Source organism: Pseudonocardia sp. MH-G8, assembly GCF_002262885.1.
Taxonomy (GTDB): Bacteria; Actinomycetota; Actinomycetes; order Mycobacteriales; family Pseudonocardiaceae; genus Pseudonocardia.
In genome coordinates, this window is sequence record NZ_NKYF01000006.1 from 236680 (window position 1) to 259287 (window position 22608).

22 protein-coding genes are annotated in these 22608 nt (G+C 73.2%); 9 read left to right on the plus strand and 13 right to left on the minus strand.

The features are described from left to right. Positions 1-345: 345 nt before the first annotated feature. The 3 genes from CFP66_RS17255 to CFP66_RS17265 form a co-directional block, all read right to left on the minus strand. Positions 346-807: a GNAT family N-acetyltransferase gene (locus CFP66_RS17255; protein ID WP_198961505.1), complete on the minus strand. Its 462-nt coding sequence runs from the start codon at positions 805-807 to the stop codon at positions 346-348. A gap of 38 nt (positions 808-845) precedes the next feature. Then, the gene (locus CFP66_RS17260) at positions 846-3371 is read right to left on the minus strand and encodes a DNA translocase FtsK (protein WP_094925244.1); all 2526 of its coding nucleotides are present in this window, start codon (positions 3369-3371) and stop codon (positions 846-848) included. A 195-nt stretch (positions 3372-3566) separates the two neighbouring features. Next, positions 3567-4007 carry an Lrp/AsnC family transcriptional regulator gene (locus CFP66_RS17265; RefSeq protein ID WP_158228121.1) on the minus strand — a complete coding sequence of 147 codons (441 nt, stop codon included), beginning with the start codon at positions 4005-4007 and terminating at the stop codon, positions 3567-3569. An 82-nt stretch (positions 4008-4089) separates the two neighbouring features. Between CFP66_RS17265 and lat the strand changes: the two genes are divergently transcribed. Further along, a complete protein-coding gene (gene lat / locus CFP66_RS17270) occupies positions 4090-5403 on the plus strand; it encodes an L-lysine 6-transaminase (protein WP_094925250.1) in 1314 nt (437 codons plus the stop codon). 22 nt (positions 5404-5425) lie between these two features. On the opposite strand, the gene CFP66_RS17275 is transcribed toward lat, so the two are convergent. The 6 genes from CFP66_RS17275 to CFP66_RS17300 form a co-directional block, all read right to left on the minus strand. Continuing rightward, on the minus strand, positions 5426-6208 hold the full coding sequence (locus tag CFP66_RS17275; RefSeq protein ID WP_094925252.1) for a phytanoyl-CoA dioxygenase family protein: 783 nt from the start codon (positions 6206-6208) through the stop codon (positions 5426-5428). Between the two features lie 131 nt (positions 6209-6339). Continuing rightward, on the minus strand, positions 6340-8013 hold the full coding sequence (locus CFP66_RS17280) for a ribonuclease J (protein ID WP_094925254.1): 1674 nt from the start codon (positions 8011-8013) through the stop codon (positions 6340-6342). A gap of 167 nt (positions 8014-8180) precedes the next feature. Further along, positions 8181-9179 carry a 4-hydroxy-tetrahydrodipicolinate synthase gene (gene dapA / locus CFP66_RS17285; RefSeq protein WP_094925255.1) on the minus strand — a complete coding sequence of 333 codons (999 nt, stop codon included), beginning with the start codon at positions 9177-9179 and terminating at the stop codon, positions 8181-8183. 56 nt (positions 9180-9235) lie between these two features. Further along, the gene (locus tag CFP66_RS17290) at positions 9236-9859 is read right to left on the minus strand and encodes a TIGR03085 family metal-binding protein (protein ID WP_094925256.1); all 624 of its coding nucleotides are present in this window, start codon (positions 9857-9859) and stop codon (positions 9236-9238) included. A gap of 10 nt (positions 9860-9869) precedes the next feature. Further along, positions 9870-11081, minus strand: a complete 1212-nt coding sequence (locus CFP66_RS17295) for an aminotransferase class V-fold PLP-dependent enzyme (RefSeq protein ID WP_233159496.1) — start codon at positions 11079-11081, stop codon at positions 9870-9872. Next, positions 11062-12324, minus strand: a complete 1263-nt coding sequence (locus CFP66_RS17300) for an amidohydrolase family protein (RefSeq protein ID WP_094925258.1) — start codon at positions 12322-12324, stop codon at positions 11062-11064. Before CFP66_RS17300 ends, CFP66_RS17295 begins: the two co-directional genes overlap by 20 nt. A 131-nt stretch (positions 12325-12455) precedes the next feature. Here CFP66_RS17300 and CFP66_RS17305 point away from each other — a divergent pair, with 131 nt between their 5' ends. From CFP66_RS17305 to CFP66_RS17320, 4 genes are all read left to right on the plus strand, one after another. Then, complete coding sequence (locus CFP66_RS17305) at positions 12456-12695, plus strand: DUF3311 domain-containing protein (protein WP_094925260.1); 240 nt, start codon at positions 12456-12458, stop codon at positions 12693-12695. Then, complete coding sequence (locus tag CFP66_RS17310) at positions 12695-14191, plus strand: sodium:solute symporter (protein WP_094925262.1); 1497 nt, start codon at positions 12695-12697, stop codon at positions 14189-14191. Before CFP66_RS17305 ends, CFP66_RS17310 begins: the two co-directional genes overlap by 1 nt. A 107-nt stretch (positions 14192-14298) precedes the next feature. Continuing rightward, on the plus strand, positions 14299-15267 hold the full coding sequence (locus tag CFP66_RS17315) for an ATP-binding cassette domain-containing protein (protein ID WP_094925574.1): 969 nt from the start codon (positions 14299-14301) through the stop codon (positions 15265-15267). Then, positions 15264-16097, plus strand: a complete 834-nt coding sequence (locus CFP66_RS17320) for an ABC transporter permease (RefSeq protein WP_094925264.1) — start codon at positions 15264-15266, stop codon at positions 16095-16097. Before CFP66_RS17315 ends, CFP66_RS17320 begins: the two co-directional genes overlap by 4 nt. Position 16098: 1 nt before the next feature. Here CFP66_RS17320 and CFP66_RS17325 read toward each other — a convergent pair whose 3' ends face one another. Beyond that, complete coding sequence (locus tag CFP66_RS17325) at positions 16099-19248, minus strand: BTAD domain-containing putative transcriptional regulator (RefSeq protein WP_094925266.1); 3150 nt, start codon at positions 19246-19248, stop codon at positions 16099-16101. A 344-nt stretch (positions 19249-19592) separates the two neighbouring features. On the opposite strand from CFP66_RS17325, the gene CFP66_RS47245 reads away from it, so the two are divergent. After that, positions 19593-19775 (plus strand): hypothetical protein, encoded by a 183-nt coding sequence (locus CFP66_RS47245; protein WP_143517282.1) that lies wholly within the window; start codon positions 19593-19595, stop codon positions 19773-19775. Between the two features lie 180 nt (positions 19776-19955). On the opposite strand, the gene CFP66_RS17330 is transcribed toward CFP66_RS47245, so the two are convergent. Next, positions 19956-20156 carry a DUF397 domain-containing protein gene (locus CFP66_RS17330; protein WP_369805086.1) on the minus strand — a complete coding sequence of 67 codons (201 nt, stop codon included), beginning with the start codon at positions 20154-20156 and terminating at the stop codon, positions 19956-19958. Positions 20157-20177: 21 nt separating this feature from the next. After that, entirely contained in the window at positions 20178-20840 is a 663-nt protein-coding gene (locus CFP66_RS17335; protein WP_233159515.1) for a DUF5753 domain-containing protein, read from the minus strand. A gap of 76 nt (positions 20841-20916) precedes the next feature. On the opposite strand from CFP66_RS17335, the gene CFP66_RS17340 reads away from it, so the two are divergent. The 3 genes from CFP66_RS17340 to CFP66_RS17350 are packed head-to-tail and all read left to right on the plus strand — an operon-like array spanning position 20917 to position 21654. Continuing rightward, positions 20917-21186 (plus strand): hypothetical protein, encoded by a 270-nt coding sequence (locus CFP66_RS17340; protein ID WP_094925272.1) that lies wholly within the window; start codon positions 20917-20919, stop codon positions 21184-21186. After that, positions 21183-21407 carry a hypothetical protein gene (locus tag CFP66_RS17345; RefSeq protein ID WP_094925274.1) on the plus strand — a complete coding sequence of 75 codons (225 nt, stop codon included), beginning with the start codon at positions 21183-21185 and terminating at the stop codon, positions 21405-21407. The genes CFP66_RS17340 and CFP66_RS17345 overlap by 4 nt, the downstream gene beginning before the upstream one ends. Position 21408: 1 nt before the next feature. After that, positions 21409-21654 carry a hypothetical protein gene (locus CFP66_RS17350; RefSeq protein WP_094925276.1) on the plus strand — a complete coding sequence of 82 codons (246 nt, stop codon included), beginning with the start codon at positions 21409-21411 and terminating at the stop codon, positions 21652-21654. Positions 21655-21821: 167 nt separating this feature from the next. Here the strand turns inward: CFP66_RS17350 and CFP66_RS17355 are convergent, their stop codons facing one another. Then, the gene (locus tag CFP66_RS17355) at positions 21822-22208 is read right to left on the minus strand and encodes a hypothetical protein (protein WP_094925278.1); all 387 of its coding nucleotides are present in this window, start codon (positions 22206-22208) and stop codon (positions 21822-21824) included. Positions 22209-22608: the final 400 nt, after the last annotated feature.

A 22608-nucleotide genomic window follows, 5' to 3' on the forward strand; every position in this document is an offset into this window, starting at 1 on the left:
TGTCGACCCGACCGCCCGAACTACCGGCGCCAGGCGGGGCGACCGGTGCGGGCGCCGTGATCGCCAGTTGCCCGCCCGCGGGGCCGACCTGCGGAGGGTGATCACCCTCCCATGCCTCGGAGCTGCGGTGATCATCGGTTGGGCGCACGAACGGCCGGATGTGGCCGCCCGTGCACCCAACCGATGACCATGCTTCTGGCCGGCGCTTCCGGCCCCGCCACGGCACCCATCGCGCAGATCACGAAGCACGGCTGTAGGACCAGGTGTCGACGAGGGTGCCGTTCGTTGCGAAGCGACCTGCACGCCGTGCCTCCGGCGCCGGACCGCGGACCTGAACCCGGTGCGTCAGGCCGGGTCGAGCAACCGCCGGAAGCAGACCCGGTCCTGTCCGGGGCCGTCGTAGTCGCCGTGCACCGGGACGCCGTCGACCTCCCGGTCACCCGGTACGAACTCGAAACCCAGCGCGCGGTGGAACGCGATGGATCCCGTGTTCGCCGGTGACGTGATCGCCCGCACCGTCCGCCTGCCGGCCTCTGCCGCCTGCGCGAAGAACCTGCCGTAGAGGTCACGCGCCGTGCCGGTGCCTCGAAGCCGCGGGTCGACCCCCACGAAGTGGATGTACGCCTCGTCCGCGACGTCGGCGGAGTGGAACCCCACGAGGAAGGCGCGGATCCCGGAGGCGTCCTCGACGACCGAGCTGGTGCGCGCGAAGTGCTGCAGGAACAGCCTCGGCAGGAGCAGCGACAGCTCTCGCGCCTGTTCGGGCGTGCGCGAGTCGCCCCACCAGAGCTGTACGCACTCGACCATCGCGCGATGGTCCTCGACCCTGGCCGGGCGCGTGGATGTCACTCGTCCTCGTCCTCGCCGTCGGGCTCCGGGCCGCCACCACCGCGGATCAGCCAGAGCACGCTCTCCAGCTCGTCGGGCTTGATCAGCACCTCGCGCGCCTTGGAACCCTCGGACGGGCCGACGATCCCTCGGCTCTCCATCAGGTCCATCAGGCGCCCGGCCTTCGCGAACCCGACGCGCAGCTTGCGCTGCAGCATCGACGTCGACCCGAACTGCGAGGTGACGATCAGCTCGGCGGCCTGCAGCAGCACGTCGAGGTCGTCGCCGATGTCGGGGTCTATCTCCTTGGCCTCGCCCTGCTTCTGGACGGTGACACCCTCGGTGTAGGTGGGCTCGGCCTGTTCCTTGGTGAACGCGACGACGCTCGAGATCTCCTCGTCGCTGACGTAGGCGCCCTGCATGCGGACGGACTTGCCCGCGCCCATCGGCAGGTACAGCCCGTCGCCCATGCCGATCAGCTTCTCGGCGCCGGGCTGGTCGAGGATGACGCGGGAGTCGGTGAGCGAGGACGTGGCGAACGCCAGCCGCGAGGGCACGTTCGTCTTGATCAGCCCGGTGACGACGTCGACGGACGGGCGCTGCGTGGCGAGCACCAGGTGGATACCGGCCGCGCGGGCCTTCTGGGTGATCCGCACGACCGCGTCCTCGACGTCGCGCGGCGCGGTCATCATGAGGTCGGCGAGCTCGTCGACGATGCAGAGGATGTACGGGTAGGGCCGGTACTCGCGCTCGCTGCCCAGCGGGGCGGTGATCTCCCCGGAGCGCACCTTGCGGTTGAAGTCGTCGACGTGGCGCACCCGGCTGGCCTGCATGTCCTGGTAGCGCTGCTCCATCTCCTCGACGAGCCACGCGAGCGCCGACGCCGCCTTCTTCGGCTGCGTGATGATCGGCGTGATCAGGTGCGGGATGCCCTCGTACGGGGTGAGCTCGACCATCTTCGGGTCGATGAGGATCATCCGGACCTCGTCGGGCGTGGCCCGCGACAGCAGCGACACCAGCATCGAGTTGACGAAGCTCGACTTGCCGGAACCGGTGGAGCCGGCCACCAGCAGGTGCGGCATCTTCGCGAGGTTCGCCACGAGGAAGTGGCCCTCGATGTCCTTGCCGAGGCCGATGACCAGCGGGTGCTGCTCGGAGCGGGCATTGCCGGAACGCAGCACGTCACCGAGCCGCACCATCTCACGGTCGGTGTTGGGCACCTCGATCCCGACGGCCGACTTGCCCGGGATCGGCGCCAGGATCCGCACGTTGTCGGTGGCCACGGCGTAGGAGATGTTCTTGGTGAGCTGGGTGATCTTCTCGACCTTGACGGCCGGGCCCAGCTCGATCTCGTACCGGGTGACGGTGGGGCCGCGGGTGAAGCCGGTGACCTGCGCGTCGATGTTGAACTGCTCGAGCACCCCGCTGATCGACTCGATCATCGCGTCGTTGGCCCGGCTGCGGGTCTTCGGCGGCGGGCCGGTGGGCAGCAGGTCGCTGGGGGGCAGCTTGTAGGGCTCCTGGCCCTCCACGGTGGGCTGCACGGTCAGGCGCAGCTGCTCCCCCACGGCGCCGTCCGGCTCGGCCTCGGCGGGCGGTGTGGCCTGCACGGCCGCGGGCTTGCGCTTCGGACGCGCGGGCGCCTCGGCGGCCGGCGGTTCCGCGGCGGCGGGCGGGTCGAGCGAGTCGGCGGTCTCGCCGGGCTCGTCGCGGTAGACGTCGGCCACCCGGGAGGCCTGGCGCCGCCGCGACGGGCGCCGCAACGCCACCGGCGCGGCGTCGGTGACGGCGTCGCCCTGCGCGGCGCTCTCGGTCTCCGGCTCCTCGACGGTCTGCCCGAGCAGCCGCCGCACCCGGTTCGGCACGGCCCGCACGGGCGTGCCGGTGAGCACCAGGAACGCGTACCCGGACAGCAGCACGAGGACGGGGACGGCCACCCAGGACGTCAGGCCGGTGGCCAGCGGGGTGGCCGCGACGTAGCCGACCGCTCCCCCACCCCGTGACCAGAGCGCGGGCTCGTCGGGAAGGCCGGCCACGATGTGCACGAGGCCGAGCACCCCGAGGGCCAGCAGCAGGGAGCCGACGGCCACGCGGGGCCGCGAGTCCGGGTGTGGCGGCGTGCCCATCAGCAGCACGCCGACGGCCACGAGCAGCACGGGCAGCACCACCGCGCCGAGCCCGACGACGGCGGCCACCGCCCCGGAGATCCACCCGCCGACCGGCCCGCCTGCGCCCCACCAGATGCCCGCCGCGGCGACGACGCCGAGCACGAGGAGCGCGAAACCGAGCCCGTCACGGCGGTGCTCGGGGTCGAGCTCGCGGGTGCGCCCGACGGCCCGGCCCAGCGACCTCCCGAACCGGGCGATCCCCCGGCCGACACCGTCGATACCGCGGTCGATCATGTCGGGCTGGCGCTTCGCCGGAGCGCGGCGCGTGGAGCCGGAGCGGCGCGGCGTCGACCGGGATGCGGGCTTGCGCGCGCCGCCCCGGGACGACCGTGTCGCGGTGCCCCTGCCGTCGCCGGCGGTCGTCCGTCCTGCCATGCGTTCCACGGTATCGGGGAGTGACCCCCGGTCCGGTGACCGACACCCGCCCCTGCGCCCGCGACACGCGCACACGCAAACCCCGACTCGCGGGGTGGGGACCTCCCCCATCCCCGCGAGTCGGGGCATCACTGCCGGCGAGTCGGGGTCTGGGAGTAGGCGTGTCGCGGTCTCCGGCAGGCGGCCACGTGTGGCCTACCGGTACCTGGTCAGGACCACCCACGTCGTCGTCCGCACGGTCTCCCGCCAGCCCTGGACCCCGTCGAGCACGGCGTCCAGCTCGCCCGCGCTCGACGCCGTGACCAGCACCATCAGGTCGTACTCCCCCGTCACCGTCTCGATGCCGGTGACGCCGGGCAGGGTGGAGAGCCGCCGGACGTACCCGGCCACGTCGGGGGTGCGGATCACGATGCCGACGCGGGCGCGGTGCGCGGCCTCGTAGCCCGGCAGCACGACCTCCGCGTGGTAGCCGCCGATCACACCCTCGCGCTCCAGGCGCTGGACGCGCGCGAGCACCGCCGTGCGCGAGAGCCCGACGGCGCGCCCGAGCTCGGCCATCGAGGCACGCCCGTCGGCCGCGAGGAGCGCGAGCACCCTGCGGTCGAGGTCGTCGAGCTGACGATCCGTCGGTGACACAGCCCACATCGTGGCACTTCGTGGTCGGATCCCGACGCTCGGAGTCGTGTGTCGCGACGATCACCGCTCCGACACTGGAGGCATGACCGTCACCCCGGACCGCGTCCACGAGACGCTGCGGCGCCACATGCTCGTCGACGGCTTCGACCTGGTGCTCGACACCCGCGCCAGCCAGGGGTCGTGCCTCGTCGACGCCCGCGACGGCACGCGCTGGCTCGACATGTTCAGCTTCTTCGCCTCCGCGCCGCTCGGGATGAACCACCCGGCGCTCGCCGGCGACCCGGCGTTCCTGGCGGAGCTCACCGAGGCGGCGGTCAACAAACCGTCGAACTCCGACATCTACACGGTGCAGATGGCGGCGTTCGTGGAGACGTTCGAGCGCGTGCTGGGCGATCCCGCCCTGCCGCACCTGTTCCTCGTGGAGGGGGGCGCGCTCGCCGTCGAGAACGCGCTGAAGACCGCGTTCGACTGGAAGCGCAAGCACAACGCCATGCGTGGGCGGGGTGGGCTGGGGGACGACGACACCGACCGGGGCACGAAGGTCCTGCACCTGCGCAAGGCGTTCCACGGCCGCAGCGGTTACACGCTCTCGCTGACCAACACCGACCCGGTGAAGACGGCCCTGTTCCCGACGTTCGGCTGGCCCCGCATCGACGTGCCTGCGCTGCGCTTCCCGGTGGACCAGGCCGAGGTCGAGGCGGCGGAGGCACGCGCGCTGGAGCAGGCCAGGGCGGCGTTCGCGGCCCATCCGCACGACATCGCCTGTTTCATCGCCGAGCCGATCCAGGGCGAGGGCGGCGACAACCACATGCGGGCCGAGTTCCTGCAGGCGATGCACCGGCTGTGCCACGAGCACGACGCCCTGTTCGTGCTCGACGAGGTGCAGACCGGCGGCGGCATGACGGGTACGGCCTGGGCGTACCAGCAGCTGGGTCTCACGCCCGACGTCGTCGCGTTCGGCAAGAAGCTGCAGGTCTGCGGGATCATGGCCGGCGGTCGCGTGGACGAGGTCCCGGACAACGTGTTCGCGGTGTCCTCGCGGATCAACTCGACCTGGGGCGGCGGGCTCGCCGACATGGTCCGCTCGCGCCGCTACCTCGAGGTGATCGAGGCCGATGGCCTGGTCGAGCGGGCCGCGGTGCTGGGCAAGCGGCTGCTGGACGGGCTCGCGGCGGTGCCCGGGATCGACAACGTGCGCGGCCGCGGCCTGTTCGTCGCGGTCGACCTCCCCACTCCGGAGGCGCGCGCCGCCGCCGTCGCCCGGCTGCACCGCGACGAGAAGGTGCTGATCCTCGGCGGCGGCGAGCGCTCGATCCGCTTCCGCCCCGCCCTCACCGTCAGCGAGGAGGAGCTCGACCTCGCGGTCGCGGCGCTGGCCCGGGCGGTGCGGTCGTGACGCACCCGCGACCGTGACGCGGCTACCGCTCGCGGCCGAGACCGAGCAGCACGGCCCGTTCGACGGCGGAGAGGTCGCCGTCAGCGTCATCGAGGCGCAGGTCGTCGACCGGTTCCAACGGCGGCTGGGCCATGAAGCGGGGACGCGTGCCGTGGTGCGGCTGCGCGGAGTGCACGACGAACGGGTGCACCAGGTAGACGTCGCCCGCGGCGCCCACGGCGTCGGCGACCGGCCGGTGCTCCGTCGCCGGGACGGCCTCGCCCGCGAACGCGAAGAACTCCGCGCCGTCGTCGCCGTGGGGTGCGAGCAGCGCCGCGACGTCGAGGTGCGAGCCCACGCGGATCCGGGTCGGGGCGTCGTCCGGGCCGACGTCGGAGTAGAGGAACAGCATCAGCAGCGCCCGCCCGTGCGACCGGATGTTCAGCCGCGGCTCACCACCGGGGCCGGCGTAGCTGCTCTCGACGTGCCATCCCGCATCGCCGGGATCGTCCGGGTGCGGGAACCGGATCGGGAACGTGCCCATCCCGATCCGCGGCCGCCACCGCCCGGGCCCGACGAGCGCGTCGAAGGCGGCGTGCAACGCGGGGGTGTTCGCCGATGCGGTGAACGGTTCGTCGGCCATCCCCTCGATCCGCACGACCGGTGCGGTCCAGGTCGACGGCTCGTCCGGCCGCGCGTCGAGGCGCCGCCACAGCAGGTCCCGGCAGGTGGAGGCCAGGGAAGGGCTGAAAGCGCCGGGCAGGTGCACGAACCCGTCCCGGACGAAGCTCTCGATCCGGTCGGCAGACAACGTGGTCTCGCTCATCGGGACGCATCATGCGCGCCGCGCGAGAGGCGGTCGACCCGTTTTCCGCCCCCACCACCCGCACCTCGGAGCCTTACCGCTGCTCAGGCGCCCTCAGAACAGCAGTAGGGCTCCAAGGTGGGTTCTCGTTCTCAGACCGCGATGACCGTGGGGACGATCATGGGGCGTCTGCGGTAGGTCTCTCCCACCCATTTGCCCACCACCCGGCGCACCGACTGGGCGATGCGGTGGGTGTCGGTGATGCCTTCGGCCTCGGTGCGGGAGAGCTCGTCCTCGATCATCGGCAGCACGGCGTCGAGCGCCTTCGGATCATCGGAGAAGCCGCGCCCCGACAACGTGGGACGCGAGACCGCGCGGCCCGTGTTGCCGTCGATGGCCACCGTGATCGAGATGAAGCCGCCCTCGCCGAGGACCAGCCGATCCCCGAGGGTGCTCTCGCCGATGTCGCCGACGGCGAGCCCGTCGACGTACACGCGGCCGACCTCCACGCGCCCGGTGATGACGGCCCGGCCGTCGATGAGGTCGACGACCACGCCGTCCTCGGCGAGCACCACCGCCTCCTCGGGCACCCCCGTCTGCACGGCGAGGCGGCCGTTGGCGCGCAGGTGCCGCCACTCGCCGTGCACCGGCATGACGTTGCTCGGCCGCACGGCGTTGTAGAGGAACAGCAGCTCGCCGCCCGGCGAGTGGCCGGACACGTGCACCTTGGCCGTGCCCTGGTGCACGACGGCCGCCCCGAGCCGGGTGAGGCCGTTGATCACGGTGAACACCGCGGTCTCGTTGCCCGGGATCAGCGAGCTCGCCAGGATGATCGTGTCCTCCGGCTGGATGCGCACCGAGCGGTGGTCGCCGCGGGCCATCCGGGCGAGCGCCGAGAGCGGCTCCCCCTGGGAACCGGTGGAGACGAGCACCAGCTGCTCGTCGGGCAGCTCCATCGCGTCGTCCAGCTCGACGAGCAGCCCCTCGGGCACGTTCAGGAAGCCCAGCTCGGCGGCCAGGCCCATGTTGCGCACCATCGAGCGCCCGACCAGGCACACCTTGCGACCGTGCGCCGCCGCGGCGTCGAGCACCTGCTGCACGCGGTGCACGTGGCTCGCGAAGCAGGCGACGATGATCCGGGCGTCGGCGCGGTGGAACACGCCGTCCAGGACCGGGCCGATCTCCCGCTCCGAGATCACGAAGCCGGGGACGTCGGCGTTCGTGGAGTCGACGAGGAACAGGTCCACGCCCTCGTCGCCGAGGCGGGAGAACCCGGCGAGGTCGGTGAGCCGCCCGTCCAGCGGCAGCTGGTCGAGCTTGATGTCACCGGTGTGCAGCACCATCCCGGCAGGAGTGCGGATGGCGACGGCCAGCGCGTCGGGGATCGAGTGGTTCACCGCGAAGTACTCGCAGTCGAACGACCCGTGGTGCAGCCGCTCCCCCTCCTTCACCTCCAGCAGGTGCGGGGTGAGCCGGTGCTCCTTGCACTTGGCCGCGACGAGCGCGAGCGTGAAGCGCGAGCCGACGATCGTGAGGTCCGGCCGCAGCCGCAGCAGGAACGGCACGGCACCGATGTGGTCCTCGTGCCCGTGGGTGAGCACGAGCGCGTCGATGTCGTCGAGGCGGTCCTCGATGGCCCGGAAGTCGGGGAGGATCAGGTCGACGCCGGGCGAGTCCTCGGCGGGGAAGAGCACCCCGCAGTCCACGACGAGCAGCCGCCCGTCGTATTCGAAGACGGTCATGTTGCGGCCGATCTCGCCGATGCCGCCGAGCGCGACGACCCGCAGGGCGCCGTCCGGCAGTGCCGGTGGCGGGCCCGAGGGCAACTCGGCCCGGTTGACCTCCTCGGGCGGGGCGGGGGCCGGACGGCGGTCGCGCCGGGGCGGCCGCGAACGACGGTCGGACCGGGGACGGTCGGACCGTGCGGGTGGATGGCTCAAGCTCTTCTTCCTCGCAGTACAGGTCGCTCGGCACGCTCGGCGCCGCGCAGGGATCAGTGTTGGTAGGCCACCTCGGCGCCGAGGTCGGCGGCGGCCCGGGCGCCGAGGGCGCCGTGGCCGAGGTCGGTGCGCCGGTCGGTGGCGAGCGCGATGCCGGCGGCCTGCAGGTCACCCGAGATCGCGGCCACCTGCTCCTCGGTGGCGGGCGGCAGCGGCAGCCGGGGGTCGCCGACGTCGAGACCACGCAGGCGCAGCGCCGTCTTCGCGAACACGGCGCCGCCGACCCGACCCATCGCGCGGATCAGCGGCAACGTGGCGTAGTGCAGGTTGCGAGCCCGGTCGACCTCGCCGGCCTCGTAGGCGTCGAGCATCTCGCGCAGCCGGTTGGCCGCCACGTGCCCGATCACGCTGACGAACCCGACCGCCCCGACCGACAGCCACGGCAGGTTCACCGGGTCGTCGCCGGAGTAGTAGGCGAGCGTGGTGGTGGCGAGCACCTCGGTGCCGACGCGCAGGTCGTTGCGCGCGTCCTTCACCGCCACGATCCGCGGGTGTTCGGCGAGGCGCTGCAGCGTCTCCACCTCGATCGGGATGACGCTGCGGGGCGGGATGTCGTAGAGCATCACCGGTAGCTCGGTGGCGTCGGCGATGGCGCTGAAGTGCAGCACGAGGCCCGACTGCGGCGGCCGCGAGTAGTACGGCGTGACCAGCAGCAGTCCGTGCGCACCGGCCTTCTCGGCCTGGCGCGCCAGCTCGATGCTGTGGGCGGTGTCGTAGGTGCCCGCCCCGGCCACCACCGTGGCACGGTCACCGACCGCGTTGACCACGGCACGGACCAGCTCGGACTTCTCCTTGTCCGTGGTGGTGGGCCCCTCCCCGGTGGTGCCGTTGACCACCAGCCCGTCGTTGCCCAGATCGACGAGATGGGCGGCCAGCTCCTCGGCCTTCGCGAGGTCGAGGCGGCCATCCATGTCGAAGGGCGTGACCATCGCGGTCAGCATCCGGCCGAACGGGCGGCCGGGCGGCCGCAGTCCAGGGGCGATGGGGCTCATGGGGAGACGGTACCCCCGCGACCGGAGCGCGAAGCGCCAGGACGCGGGTGCTGCGGTCAGACTCCTCGCGGTGTACGGCGCAGGGCCTCTACGTCGCCGTGCTCGCCCTGCAGATCGACCCGCACGGCCTCGCGCCCGAACGCGAACAGCACGAGCTCGCCGGGCTCCCCGACCACCGTGGCGACGCCCGGGCCGGTCCGCACCACGTACCGCTCTCCCGAGGGGCGGGCCAGCACGACGCCGACCGGGCTGCGCCGCAGCAGGGCGCCCAGGCGACGCACACCGGCCCAGAGCGCCGCGTCGCGGGCGTAGTCGGGCTCGCGCGGCTCCCAGCCCGGCACGCCGCGCCGCACGTCCTCGTGGTGGACGAAGAACTCCATCCCGTTCGCGGCGGCGTCGACGCGCTCGATCCGCAACGGCGACCAGTCCTGCGGACCGCCGCGGAACAGCCGGACGGCCTCCTCCCACGGCATGTCGCGGTAGCCGTCCATCGCCCGCTCGGTGACGCCTGCCAGCGCCGGCACCACCGCACCCGCCGCCGCCCACGTCTTGCGCTCGCGGATCAGCAGGTGGGCGAGCAGGTCACGGGTGGTCCAGCCGGCGCAGAGGGTGGGCCGGTCCGGGCCCGCGCGCTCCAGCTCGTCGGCGAGCGCCGCGCGCTCCCTGGTAGCGAGGCTCATGCCTGCGACCCTACGGGCCGACCCCGCAGGTGCCGCGGTAGGCGCGGAGCGCGTCCACCAATCGGTGCACGTCGGACTCGTCGTTGTAGTAATGCAGCGACAGCCGCACAGCCTGCCCCCGCGGGCTCGCGACGATCCGCCGGGCGGCGAGGAAGCCGGCGAGCGCCTCGGGGTCGGCGTCGCGCACCGCCACCATCGGGCCGCGCAACGCCGGATCGGCCGGCGACGTGATGCGCTCGCCCATCGCGCGCAGCTCCGCGTCCAGCACCGCGCCGAGCCCGGCGACGTGCCGCTGCACGGCGTACGGGTCCAGCGCGGCGAGCAGGCCGAGCCCGGCGACCGCCCCGTACGCGGACGGCACGGAGGGGGTGCCGCTCTCGAACCGGCGCGCCGTGGCGGGGTAGTCGATGGCGCGGGGGTCGAACGCGAACGGGTCGACCCGCCCGAACCAGCCGGTCTGCGCGGGCGGTTCGGCGTCGCGCAGACCACCGCGCACGTAGAGGAACGCGATGCCGGAGATGCCGAGCAGGTACTTGAGCGCCCCGCAGACGAGGTAGTCGCAGTCCAGGTCGCGGACGTCGACGGGCTCGACGCCGGCGCCCTGGTAGGCGTCCACCACCGTTCGCGCGCCGCGCTCGCGCGCGAACGCCACGACGTCGCGGGCCGGCAGCCGCGCACCGCCCGCGTAGGAGACCAGCGGCACCGAGACGAGCGCCGTCCGCTCGTCGACCAGCCGCGCGTAGTCCTCGGCCACGACGATGCCGTCCCGGGCGGGTACGTGCACGACCTCGGCACCCCGGGCGCGCTGGGCGAGCCAGACGTGCGCCACCGAGGGGAACTCGAGGTCCGTGGTGACGATCCGCGGCCGCTCCCCGAACAGTTGTGTGGAGGCCACCTGGTAGGCGCCGTGGGACGCGGAGGACACGATCGCCACCTCGTCCGGCTCGGCCCCGATCAGCGCGGCGAACGCGGCGCGCGCCTGCTCCACCCGCCCCATCCACGTGCCCCACGGGGCACCGTGTTCGAGGATCGACGACTGGAACTCGGCGAGCGCGCCCGCCAGGGCGTCGGAGAGCGCGCCGTGGCTGCAGCTGGCCAGGTGCACGGTCTCGCGCAGCGCGGGGAAGCGCTGCCGGAACTGCGCGGGCGTGGGTCCGGCGGTCAGGGTGTCCTCCTGTGCGGTGTTGATGTCACGTGTCGGCTCACGGTCTGCGGTCCGCACCGGCGCGGAGCGTCTGCTGGATGCGTCGCGCCTGCGCGGCGCGGTCGCCGAGGCCGGGGATCGGGCGCAGCGCGTGTCGTCGGCCGCGGGCCATCACGAACACCGGACGGGCCAGGGCGCGGTGGTCGAGCGTCGGGTCGCCGTCGACGGCCAGCAGGTCGGCGTCCAGACCGGGCGCGAGCCGGCCGGTCCGGTCGGAGACGCGGCAGACCTGCGCAGCGAGGCTCGTCGCGGCGGCGAGGATCTCGCGGGGCGCCATCCCCGCGTCGGCGAGCACCGCGAGGCCGTCGGCGTAGCGCTCGAAGGCGACGAGCCCGATGCCGGCGTCGGTGCCCGCGACGATCCTGATGCCCGCGCGGTGCATCGCCCTGAGGTTGTCCACCACGTGGTCGCGCTCGTCCCAGGGGCAGAAGTAGTCCTGCGGCAGGCAGGCGGAGTTCATCGTCGGGCTGACGCTGATCCCCCCGGCCACGATCGCCCGGGCGATCCGCTCGTCGAAGCGCGTGCCGTCACGGGTGACCCAGCCGCAGTGCTCGATGGTGTCCACACCCGCCGCGACGGCGCGCTCGATGCCCTCGACCCCGAGGGCGTGCGTGGTCACCCGCAGGCCGAGCTCGTGCGCCGTCTCCACGACGGCCGCGAGCTCCTCCACCGAGTAGCGGGCCTCCCAGGGATGGGTGCCGGCCGTCATGAACCCGCCCGTCGTCATGACCTTGACCAGGTCGGCGCCCTCGCTCGCCCGCAGGCGGACCATCGCGCGGACCTCGTCCACACCGGTCGCCTCCCCGCCCATGGCGTGGGCGTGCCCGCCGTGGACGGTGATCGGGGCGTTCGCGACGAGCATCCGCGGGCCCTCGACCTCGCCGCGCGCGATGCGGTCGCGGACCGTCGTGGCGAGCGTTCCCGGCGCCCCGAGGTCGCACGCCGTGGTGACGCCCGCGTCGAGGAGCTTGCCCGCGTTGGCCTCCATCAGCAGCGCGGTCTGCGCGGCGGTGAGCGCGGACGCGGTCGTGGTGCCCTCGGCTGCCGGGTCGAGCGCGAGGTGGACGTGGCAGTCGATCATCCCCGGCAACAGGGTGGCGGCGCCGAGGTCCACCACGTCGTCCGCAGCGGCGCCCGCGGCGACGTCGCGCCACGGCCCCACTGCGACGATCGTGGAGCCCTCGACGAGAACGGCGCCGTCCTCGATCGGCTCCGCTGCGCTGTGCGGTACCACCGTGGCGGCGCGGATCGCGACGAGCACTGCAGGCCTCCCTTCAGCTGTAGTGAAACTAGGGCCGCGCGTGCGTCGTTGTCCAGCCGTTGACGTGCAGAACCCTTCCGGTGACACTGTCCGCGTTTCAGTACCAGTGAAATCGGACGAGGAGCGATCGCATGCCGGAGGACGATCCGACCACACCGGTGCCCCGCCGACCGCGACGGCACTGGTGGCTGCTCGTGCTCCCGTTCGTCTGGTGCATCGGCGCGATCCCGGTCGTCAACCGGGACGTCTACCTCTTCGGGTCGGTCCCGTTGCTCCTGGTCTGGATGGTGGCGGGAGTGCTCGTCGGCAGCGCCGCCATCGGGATCGTCTTCGCCGTCGACAGCCGCAACGGCGACCTCGAGAGGACCTGATGGCACTCGCGATCGGTCTCGTCGTCGCCGTGGGCGCCGTCCTCGGCGGCACCCTGCTGGCCCTGCGTGGCACCAGGATGGACGTGCAGGAGTGGTCGGTCGGCGGCCGCCGGTTCGGCACGTGGCTGTTCTGGTTCCTGCTCGTCGGCGAGACCTTCACGACGTTCGCGCTGCTCGGCGCGTCCCAGGGGGTGTTCAGCACCGGCGCGGCCGGGTTCTACGTGCTGGGCACCGTCGTGCTCACCGCGTCGGTCGGCTACTTCCTCGTGCCCCGCATCTGGCAGGCCGGCAAGCAGCGGGGCTTCGTCACCATGGGCGACTTCTTCTCGGCCCGGTTCGACGCCCCGTGGTTCGGGGCCCTGCTGACGGTGTTCGGCATCATCGCGCTGCTGCTCTACAGCCGCGTGCAGCTCACGGGCCTGGCGCTCATCCTCGCCACGCTGTTCGGCCTCGACGTGCCCGCGATCGCCTACGTGGCCGCGGGCGGGATCATCGTGGCGCTGTTCGTCCTCGTCGGCGGGATGCGCAGCGCCGCGTTCGTCGCCGTCGTCAAGGACGTCCTGCTCATCGTCGTGCTGCTCGTCGTCGCGGCGGGAGCGGCACGTGCGGTCGGGGTGGCCGGCATCGCGGACGTGTTCGACGGCGTGCGCACCGCGCACCCCGACGCCGCGACCCTGCCGGGCATCGGCGGCGGCACCGCCACCAACGAGTGGTGGTGGATGAGCTTCCTGCTGCTCACCCCGCTCGGCGCCTTCGCGCTCCCGCACGCCTTCCAGGTGTGCTTCAGCGCGAAGGACGTCCGCACCATCCGCAAGAACCAGATCATCCAGCCCCTGTACTCGCTGTTCTACGTCCTGATCATCATCATCGCGATGGCGGCCCTGCTCGCGATGCCCGACCTGCCGGCATCGGATGCCAACGGCTCGCTCCTCGTCTTCGTCCGCGAGAACTACCCGGACTGGATCATCGGGCTCCTCGCGGGGACGGGGGTGCTCGTGGCACTCGTCCCCACGGCGGTGCTGATGCTCACCGCGAGCAGCATGTTCACCTCCAACGTGCTCGGCCTCGCGAGGCCGGCGCTGAAATCCTCGCTCACGGCGACGCGGGTCGGGGTCCTCGCGTTCACGCTGCTCGCGGTGCTCTTCACGGCCCTGCGCAGCGACACGCTGCTGACGATCATGACCGGCGTCTACAGCGCCGTCGGGCAGCTGGCGCCCGCGCTCTTCCTGTCCGTGCTGTGGCGCCGGGTCACCGCGGTCGGGCTCACCGTCGGCGCGGTGGCGGGTGGGCTGATCGTCGCCCTGCCACAGCTCGGTGCCGTCGCGCAGGCTGTGGTCCCGGCAGGCACCGTGGTCGGCCTCCCCGCGCTCGTCGTCAACCTCGTCCTGGCGGTCGCGGTCAGCCTCGTGACGAGGCCGCCGTCGGCCGACGCGGTGGCGGTCGGCCTCGCACCGGCCCTCGCACCGGGTGGGCGGACGGTGCCGACGCCACGATGACGGCCGTGCGCCTTGCCCGGATCCGCGAGCTGGGCGCCTGCACCTGCAGGAGGCGGTGAAGGCGCGGCGAGGGCCCGGTGAAACCGCGCCGGCCCATCCTCTGCCCCGTGACGACATCCCCGACTCCCCCCGCCGTCCGCACCGAGGGGCTGGTGAAGGCGTTCGGCGCCCACCGCGCCGTCGACGGCATCGACCTCGAGGTGGCGCCCGGAGAGATCTTCGGCGTCCTCGGCCCGAACGGCGCGGGCAAGACGACCGTGCTGCGCATGCTGGCCACCCTGCTGGCGATCGATGACGGGCACGCCGAGGTCTTCGGCGTCGACGTGCGCCGCCGCCCCCACCAGATCCGCCAGCTCATCGGCCTCACCGGGCAGTACGCCTCGGTGGACGAGAACCTCACCGCCGCCGAGAACCTGTGGTTGTTCGGCCGGCTCCAGGGCCTGTCCTCCGCGACGGCGCGGCGCACCGCCGGCCGGCTGCTCGGGCAGTTCGGGCTCGAGGAGGCCGCGAACCGCCCGATCTCGCAGTTCTCCGGCGGTATGCGCCGCCGCCTGGACCTGGCCGCCAGCCTCATCACCCGACCGCCGCTGATCTTCCTCGACGAACCGACCACCGGACTGGACCCGCGCACCCGCGGCCAGATGTGGGGCACGATCCGCGCGCTCGTCGACGACGGCGCCACGGTGCTGCTCACCACCCAGTACCTCGACGAGGCCGACCAGCTCGCCGACCGGATCGCCGTGATCGACCGGGGCCGCAAGGTCGCCGAGGGCACCCCCGACCAGCTCAAGTCCTCGGTCGGCAGCTCCTCGCTGCACCTGCTTCTCACCGACCCCGCGCACACCGCTGCCGCCGCGGACACCGTGCAGGGCCTGCTGGGCACCGAACCGGTGCTCACCCCCGAACGCGGTGGGATCACCGTCGCGCTCGACCGCGCCGACGACGCCGCCGACGTCCTCGTCGCCCTGCGCTCGTCGCAGATCTCCATCGCCTCGGTCAGCGTGCAGAAGCCCAGCCTCGACGAGGTGTTCCTCGCGCTGACCGGCCACGACACCACCCTGGAGCAGTCCGCATGACCACCCTCCTCGCCGAACCGACCCACGCCACGGGTTCCGACCGGGTGGCCATGACGCGCCCCCGCATCACGCTGGGCGAGACCGTGCGCCAGACCATGGCCCTGGCCTGGCGCGCCACGATGAAGATGCGCCGCAACGGCGAGCAGTTCTTCGACGTGACGCTGCAGCCGATCCTGTTCACCGCGATGTTCGCCTTCATCTTCGGCGGCGCGATCGCCGGGGACGTCGCGAGCTACCTGCCCCTGATGATCCCCGGGATCCTCGCGCAGACCACGTTGACCGCCTGCATGGCCACCGGCGTGCAACTGCGCGAGGACATGGACAAGGGCGTGTTCGACCGGTTCAAGTCGCTGCCGATCGCCCGCATCGCCCCGCTCGCCGGCCCGATGGTCGCCGACCTGCTGCGCTACGCGATCGCCGCCACGCTCACGTTCACGATGGGCCTGCTCCTGGGCTACCGGCCCGGCGGCGGGGTGCTCGGGGTCGTCGCGGGCGGCCTGGTCGCGGTCGTCGCCGGATGGTCGCTCGCGTGGGTCTTCACGTGGGTCGGGACGATCGCCCGCAGCGCCCAGAGCGTCCAGGGCATCTCTATGATGATCATGTTCCCGCTGACGTTCCTGTCCAACGCGTTCGTCCCCGTGGAGACCCTGCCGGGCTGGCTGGCCGGGTTCGTGCAGGTCAACCCGGTGTCCCACGTGGTCTCCGCGATCCGTGCCCTCGCCAACACCGGCGCCGTGACGGCCGAGGTCGGCTGGGCGCTGCTCGTCTGCGCCGTCGTGGTCGCGATCTTCGCGCCGTTGTCGGTCGCCACGTTCCGCCGGCGGATGTGACTCACCGGAGCGTGCACACGACGGCGCGGGCCTCCTCCAGCAGGCCGGGCCCGCGGCGTTCGCCGTACTCCTCGAGGATCTTCTCGAGCAGGCCCGGCGCGGCGCGCTCGGCGGCGTCGACGGCGTGCGTCCAGTCCATCGTGGGCGCCGAGCGGCTGTAGGCGAGCCGCTCGGCCAGCGCGAGGAGGCGCACCGCCACCGGCACCTGCGTGGTGCCCTCCCCGTTCCGGCACAGCGACCACATGCCGAGGCCGTGGAGCGCCAGCCCCAGGACCGGGTGGTCGTGGAACTGGCCCGGCGCGAAGAGGGCGCACGCCTTGCCACGCACCACCGCGGCCAGCTCGGCGCCGTCGCCACAGCCGTGCAGGGCGTGCGCGGTGAGCGCGGTGGCCTCGATGGACACCGTCCACGGCTCGTGCCCGTTCAGGGACGGGAATCCGGGGAAGCGCAGCTCCCGCGCGGTGGTGACGGCCGCCCGGTAGAACGCCAGCCCGTCGGACGTCCGCCCGCGGGCCAGCGCCAGCTCCGCGCGACCGACCAGCCGGACCACCCGACTACCGAGGCCCAGCCCGCGCTCACCCACACCGTCCACCGCCGCGAAGATCCGCTCGGCTTCCTCGAGCCGGCCCTCGACGAGCGCGTGCACCGCGGTGACCGACAGGAGCTGGGCGCGGTCGTCGTCGACGCCCAGCCGCTCGAGCACCGGGATGGCACGCCGGGCGTGCCCCGCCGCCTCGCCGTGCTGCCCGCTGCCGGCGTGCAGCTGCGCCAGCTGGGTGTGCAGCATCGCCCGGGACCACGGACCGTCCTCCTCCGGCGCCATGGCCAGGGCCCGTGCGGTGAGCGCGATCGCCGCCTCGATGTCCCCGGCGTTCTCCCGGCTGTGGCTGCGCCACATCAGGGCCTTCACCGCCGTGCGGTGATCGGCACCGTCGGACAGCTCCTCGAGCCGGGTGTCGATCCCCTCGGGGTCCTCCGGGTCGAGGGCGAGCGTGACCGCGACGCTCGCGGCGACCTCGGACGGGCCGGGGCCGGGGCCGAGCCGGCGCAGCTGCGCCCACAGCTCGCCCACGTCGAACCCGAGCTCGTCGACGATCACGGTGTTGTTCAACGCGCCCGCCAACGCCATCCGGGTCTGGCCGGCCAGCTCCGGCGGCGGTGTCCAGCCGCGCAGGGCGACCTGGACCGCGTGGATCAGCCCGACCACCCGCGCGTGGTCACCGCTGATGGACCAGAAGCCGGTCAACGCCGCGTACAGCACCACCACGTCGGCGGGGTCCGGCGCCGCGAGGGCCTGGCGGAGCGCGTCCGCGAGGTTGGTCTCCTCCTCGAGCAGGAGGTGCATGCACCGCACCTGGTCCGGGCCGTGCAGGCCCGAGCGCGCGGCGTCCGCGTACGCGGTGGCCCACCGCCGGTGCGCGGCCAGGGCCTCGGCCTCCTCCCCGGACTCGACGAGCTGCCTGCGGCCGAACTCGCGCACCGTCTCCAGCATCCGGAACCGCACGCTCGCCCCGGCCTCGCGCACGGCGAGCAACGACTGGTCCACCAGCGCGTGCACGGCATCGACCGCCTCCGGCCCGAGCACCGCCTCCGCGGCGGCGAGCGTGAACCCGTCGTGGAAGACCGAGAGCCGCCGCCAGGCCCGACGTTCGCGGTCGGTGACCAGGTTGTGCGACCAGTCGATGACGGCCAGCAGCGTCTGGTGCCGGTCCGGCGCCCCGCGCACACCGCCGCGCAGCAGGCTGAACCGGTCCTCCAGGCGGCGCGCGACGTCCGCCACCGACATCACCCGCACCTTCACCGCGGCCAGCTCGATCGCCAGGGGCAGCCCGTCCAGCCGCGCGACGATGTCGGCGACGGCCCGGTCGTCGAGGGCGACGCCGGGCCGGGCGGCCACCGCGCGCGTGCGGAACAGCTCGGCGGCGTCCGGCGCACCGAGCGGCGCGAGCGGGTACACGCGCTCGGCGGCGATGGCGAGCGGGGCCCGGCTCGTGGCCAGGACGTGCAGGTCGCGCGTGGTGGCCACGAGGAACGCCACCAGATCCGCCACGGCCTCCACGACGTGCTCGCAGTTGTCGAGGATCAGCAGCGCGGGCGCCTGCCCGAGGTGCTGGGCGATGCGGGCGCGGACGTCGGCGCGCTGCGCGGGGGTGAGGGCGCGACGGCTGGTGACCGAGTCGCGGACCCCGAGCACCGACCCGACCTCGCTGACGACGTCGTCGCCGGTGGTGACACCCACGAGCTCGACGAACTGCACCACCGGCTGCCCGGCCTCCCGGCCCAGGACGTGCGCGAGCCGGGTCTTGCCGAGCCCGCCCGCGCCGACGATCGAGGTGACCCGCCCGGTGTGCAGCAGCGCGCGCAGCGCGGCGAGGTCGGCGTCGCGCCCGAGCAGCGAGGTGGTGTCGAAGAGCAGGCCGTCGCGCACCGGGCGGTCGAGGGCGAGCAGCTCGTGGTGGACGCGGCGCAGCGGCTCACCCGGCTCGACGCCGAGCCGTTCCACCAGGTCGCGCCGGTAGGACTCGTACCGGGACAGCGCGGCGCCGGGGCCACGGACCGCCGCCTCGCTGCGCAGGAGCGCGACCAGCAGCTCCTCGTCACCGGGGCGCCCGGCTGCGGCGGTCTCCAACCACGGCAGCGCCGCCGCGTGCTCGCCGCACCGGTGCAGCGCCACGCCGAGCAGCATCCCGGCGTCGGCCGCGTGGTCCGAGGCGGCGGCCAGCACCTCGTCGAGAGGGCCGCCGACGGGACCGGAGAGCGCCACCCCTTCCGCCAGTTGCCGCGCCGCGTGCGCGTGCTCCCGCGCCGCCTCGGCGTCACCGTCGGTGAGCGCGGCCCGGGCACGCGCCACCAGCCCGCCCAACCGCAACACGTCGACCTCGTCGTCGGGCAGGCCGAGCCGGTAGCCGCGCGCCGTGCGCAGGACCACCTCCGGCGCGCACGCCGCGCGCGTGCGCGACACGACCACCTGCAACGCCTTCGCCGGGTTCGCCGGCAGGTCCTCCCCCCACAGCTCGCCCACGAGCCGCTCGTCACCGGCACCCTCGCGCCCGCGGCGCACCAGCACGGCCAGCAACGTCTGCGCCCGCTCCCCCGCGACGGGTGCGCCGCGCCAGCGCACGCCGTCGAGGAAGGTCAATGCGGGAGGCACGCGGCCAGCCTAAGCCGCCCGGGTTCCCCGCCGACCCCACTCTCGCCGCGGAACCCAGCCCGTTGCCGAACCGGTCAGGCCCGGAACCGCGGGCGCTGCCGGACCGCCACGCGGCCGGGGGTGATCGATCTGGGGACGGGCGCCGCGTCCGTGGCGTACTTGTCGGAGTGATCACAGCTTGGTGATCGACCCGAGCAGTACGTGGCAGCTGTCGCAGCAACAGTGAGGCACTCCTCGCAATGATCACGGCCCGGTGATCGACCCGAGCAGTACGTCAATGCTGCCGCGGCGACGTCAGGTGCTTCTCACAACGATCACGGCCCGATGATCGACCCGAGCAGTACGTGGCTGCTGCCGCGGCGACGTCAGGCACTTCTCACAACGATCACGACCTGATGATCGACCCGAGCAGTACGTCAATGCCGCCGCGGCGACATCAGGTGCTTCTCGCGGCGATCACCATCCGGCATCCGCGGGCCCGAGTCGTCACCGCGCTCGATCTGGCCGTTCCTGCACCGGACTGGTGACCACGCCCTCACCCGACCCGGCGCCAAAGGCATGATCAGCGTTTCGGCGCAGGAACGGCGACATGCTGCCGCGGGTGCGCCCATCTGGTGATCACTGCGAGCCGCAGACAGCATGATCGGCGAATCGGTGCATCAACGGCCACATGTCGCCGCCCCTGCACCGAACCGGCGATCACCGTGTCAGGAGTGGTCGAACTCCCCCGCCCGCACACCGGCCAGGAACTCGGCCCAGCGGGCGGCCGGGTAGCGGTGCGGCACCCGCGTGCGGTCCTTCGTGTCGCGCACGGCGACGGCGTCGGGCAGGAGCGCCACCTCGACGCAGCCGTTCCCGTTGCCGCCGCTGAAACTGCTCGTGAACCAGCGGAGCTCCTCGTCGCCCACGGCCATCTCCTCCAGACGGGCTCACGACCCGGCCAGCCGGCGGACGAGAGCCACGGACTCAGCCGGGTCGAGCGCGTCGGACAGCACGCGCTCGAACGTCAGCCTAGCCCGCGCGACGTCGCCGTCCTTGTCGAGACTGAGCGCGCCGAGGGTGTGCTCGACGTAGGCCATGTCCGGTTCACCGAGGTCCCCGTAGTTCAGGATCGTGAAACCGGACGGCAGCGCAGCGTGGGCACCCACCGCGGCAGGTAGCACGTGCAGCGTCACCGTCTCCAGCGCGGCGAGCTCGCCGATCTGCGAGAGCTGGGCCCGCAGCACGCGCGGCCCGCCGACCGGGCGCAGCAGCGCCGATTCGTCGACCACCACCATCAGCTCCAGCGGATCCTCGACCGAGGTCAGGCGCCGCTGGCGGTACAGCCGCGCCGCCACCTCGTTGTCCAGGTCCTCGGCGCTGCGACGCACCGGTACCGCGCGCATCATCGCGCGGGCGTAGTCCGCCGTCTGCAGGAGCCCGGGGACGTAGGTGATGGTGAAGTCCTGGACGCGCGCCGCCTCCGTCTCGAAGGCGATGTAGCTGGTGTTGCCCAACCCGTACGCCCGCCACCACCCCCGCTGCGCGGCCTCCCGGGCCAGGTCCACCAGCTCGGTCCACCGGTCGCCGCCGACGTCGTAGACGTCCAGCATGCTCTTCACCCAGTGAACAAGATCCTAGACCACTAGGGAACGGGTCCCCTCCGCTCAAGAAGGCGGCCCCGAACCGGTGATCGAAGCACCGGCCGGGGCCTACGACCAGGAAGAGGCCCTGATCGCGATGCAGATCATCTCTCACGACCCGCGCCGCCGTCACCCCGCGGCACTCGGGCTCGCTCTCCTCGCCCTCGGCGTCGCGCTCGTCATCGGCGGCGCCGTGCTGGCCGTACTTGGTGGGGAGGCGTGGTTCGCCTTCGTGCTCGCGTTCGCGTTCGCGCCGCTGGTGATGGCCTACCGGCGCACCGCGGGCACCGCCTACGTCGGGCGCCACCGCCGATGAGCGCGCACGCCGCCCGCTGGCGGACCCATCGGCTCCTCACCACTCGCGGGCGCCTGACGGCCTTCGCGTGCCCGTTGTGTGCCGCGCTGGTCGTCGACGCCGAGCAGCACCGCACGGGGCACCTCGCCGCGTTCGCTGCCGATGACCGGCTCGTCGAGATGTTCACGGCCTGGCGCGATGAGGCGCGGGCCGACACCACCACACAGGAGGAGATGATCTGACATGGGCCTGTTCAGCAGCCCGAAGAGCGCGGCCACCAAGAGCGCCCGCAACGCCGCGAAGGGTTCGGACCGCGACGGCGAGGACACCAAGTTCGTCGTGAAGTTCCGCGCCCGGGTGCCGCTCGTCGACGCCGGGCAGACGTACTCGGTGCGGGTGACCGGCAAGGCGACGAAGAACGCGATCCGGCGCGAGCTGACCTCCGACGGCTACGAGGTGGTGCAGGTGCGCCGGTCGTGGTGGCAGTGACCGCCTGACCGCCGAGAGGACTGCGCCCCCGTTCCGGGCTTCCGGAGCGGGGGCGCTGCGCTGTCCTGCTGCCGCGGCTCCCGGTACGGCCCGCACCGGCGCTCCTGTGGCCGCTACGGGGACTTGGGCGACGCTACCGGCCGCCGCGGGCTCGTCGGCGCTCCGGCTCAGCCCGTGCGGGGCCGCCACCGGTCCGGGACGTGCGCGGGCTCGCCGGTGCCGTAGACGCCGCGCGCGCCACCGCGCCGCTGCGGACGCGCTCCGACGTCCTCGAGGTCGGGCAATCGCAAGCTCGCGACGAGTCGGGCGAAAACGATCTGCTGCTGCCTCGCTTCCACGAGCAGCGGGCTCGCGATCGGGTCGCCCTTGCGGTCCACCGCCGTGAGCGGGGCGTCTCGGCCCTCGACGGCGAGGCGCTCCAGCCGGTCCGCGGTCCGGCACGCCTCGTGCAAGAGCACGAGCTCGTGGTGGCCGAGCCCGTACTTGCCCAGGGTCTCGACCCACAGCCGGCGTCCGGTCTCGCGCAGATCCTCGGGGGGTTCGTTGTCACTCATCGTGATGGCCTCTCTCTGCTCGCGCTCGCGTGCGCGTTGGGGCGTTTCAGCTCTCGGCGCCCTGACCTGCTATGACTCGGCGGTGATCATGGCCAGAGGGTCGGGTGCCCGCCCGGCCTTGCGTTCGCACGCGTCGCGGCCTCGCTCACGTACGGTGACGGAGGCTCGTCCGCGCGGCGTGCTCGCGCTGCTGCTGCCGCTCGCGCTGCCTCGGCCCGCGCGTGCGCTCGTGCGAGCCGTCGCTCAACAGCCGTCTGCGCGCCGCGTGCGTGCGCTCGTGCGCTCTCCCGCGCCCGCTCGTCCCGCGCCGCGCGTGCCGCGGTCAGCTCCGCGCGTCGTGACTGCGAGACCATCGCCGCGTCCCTCCTTCACGCTCGCCGTGCGCTGCTCGTGCTGCCCG

Excerpts from the sequence above, each read along its gene's own strand:
- CFP66_RS17275 (WP_094925252.1), bottom strand. The coding sequence starts at position 6,208 with ATGAGCGAGACCACGTTGTCTGCCGACCGGATCGAGAGCTTCGTCCGG.
- lat (WP_094925250.1), top strand. The coding sequence starts at position 4,090 with ATGACCGTCACCCCGGACCGCGTCCACGAGACGCTGCGGCGCCACATG.
- CFP66_RS17260 (WP_094925244.1), bottom strand. The coding sequence starts at position 3,371 with ATGGCAGGACGGACGACCGCCGGCGACGGCAGGGGCACCGCGACACGG.
- CFP66_RS17255 (WP_198961505.1), bottom strand. The coding sequence starts at position 807 with ATGGTCGAGTGCGTACAGCTCTGGTGGGGCGACTCGCGCACGCCCGAA.
- CFP66_RS17335 (WP_233159515.1), bottom strand. The coding sequence starts at position 20,840 with ATGCTGGACGTCTACGACGTCGGCGGCGACCGGTGGACCGAGCTGGTG.
- CFP66_RS17350 (WP_094925276.1), top strand. The coding sequence starts at position 21,409 with ATGGGCCTGTTCAGCAGCCCGAAGAGCGCGGCCACCAAGAGCGCCCGC.
- CFP66_RS17310 (WP_094925262.1), top strand. The coding sequence starts at position 12,695 with ATGGCACTCGCGATCGGTCTCGTCGTCGCCGTGGGCGCCGTCCTCGGC.
- CFP66_RS17290 (WP_094925256.1), bottom strand. The coding sequence starts at position 9,859 with ATGAGCCTCGCTACCAGGGAGCGCGCGGCGCTCGCCGACGAGCTGGAG.
- CFP66_RS17320 (WP_094925264.1), top strand. The coding sequence starts at position 15,264 with ATGACCACCCTCCTCGCCGAACCGACCCACGCCACGGGTTCCGACCGG.
- CFP66_RS17345 (WP_094925274.1), top strand. The coding sequence starts at position 21,183 with ATGAGCGCGCACGCCGCCCGCTGGCGGACCCATCGGCTCCTCACCACT.
- CFP66_RS17355 (WP_094925278.1), bottom strand. The coding sequence starts at position 22,208 with ATGAGTGACAACGAACCCCCCGAGGATCTGCGCGAGACCGGACGCCGG.
- dapA (WP_094925255.1), bottom strand. The coding sequence starts at position 9,179 with ATGAGCCCCATCGCCCCTGGACTGCGGCCGCCCGGCCGCCCGTTCGGC.
- CFP66_RS17305 (WP_094925260.1), top strand. The coding sequence starts at position 12,456 with ATGCCGGAGGACGATCCGACCACACCGGTGCCCCGCCGACCGCGACGG.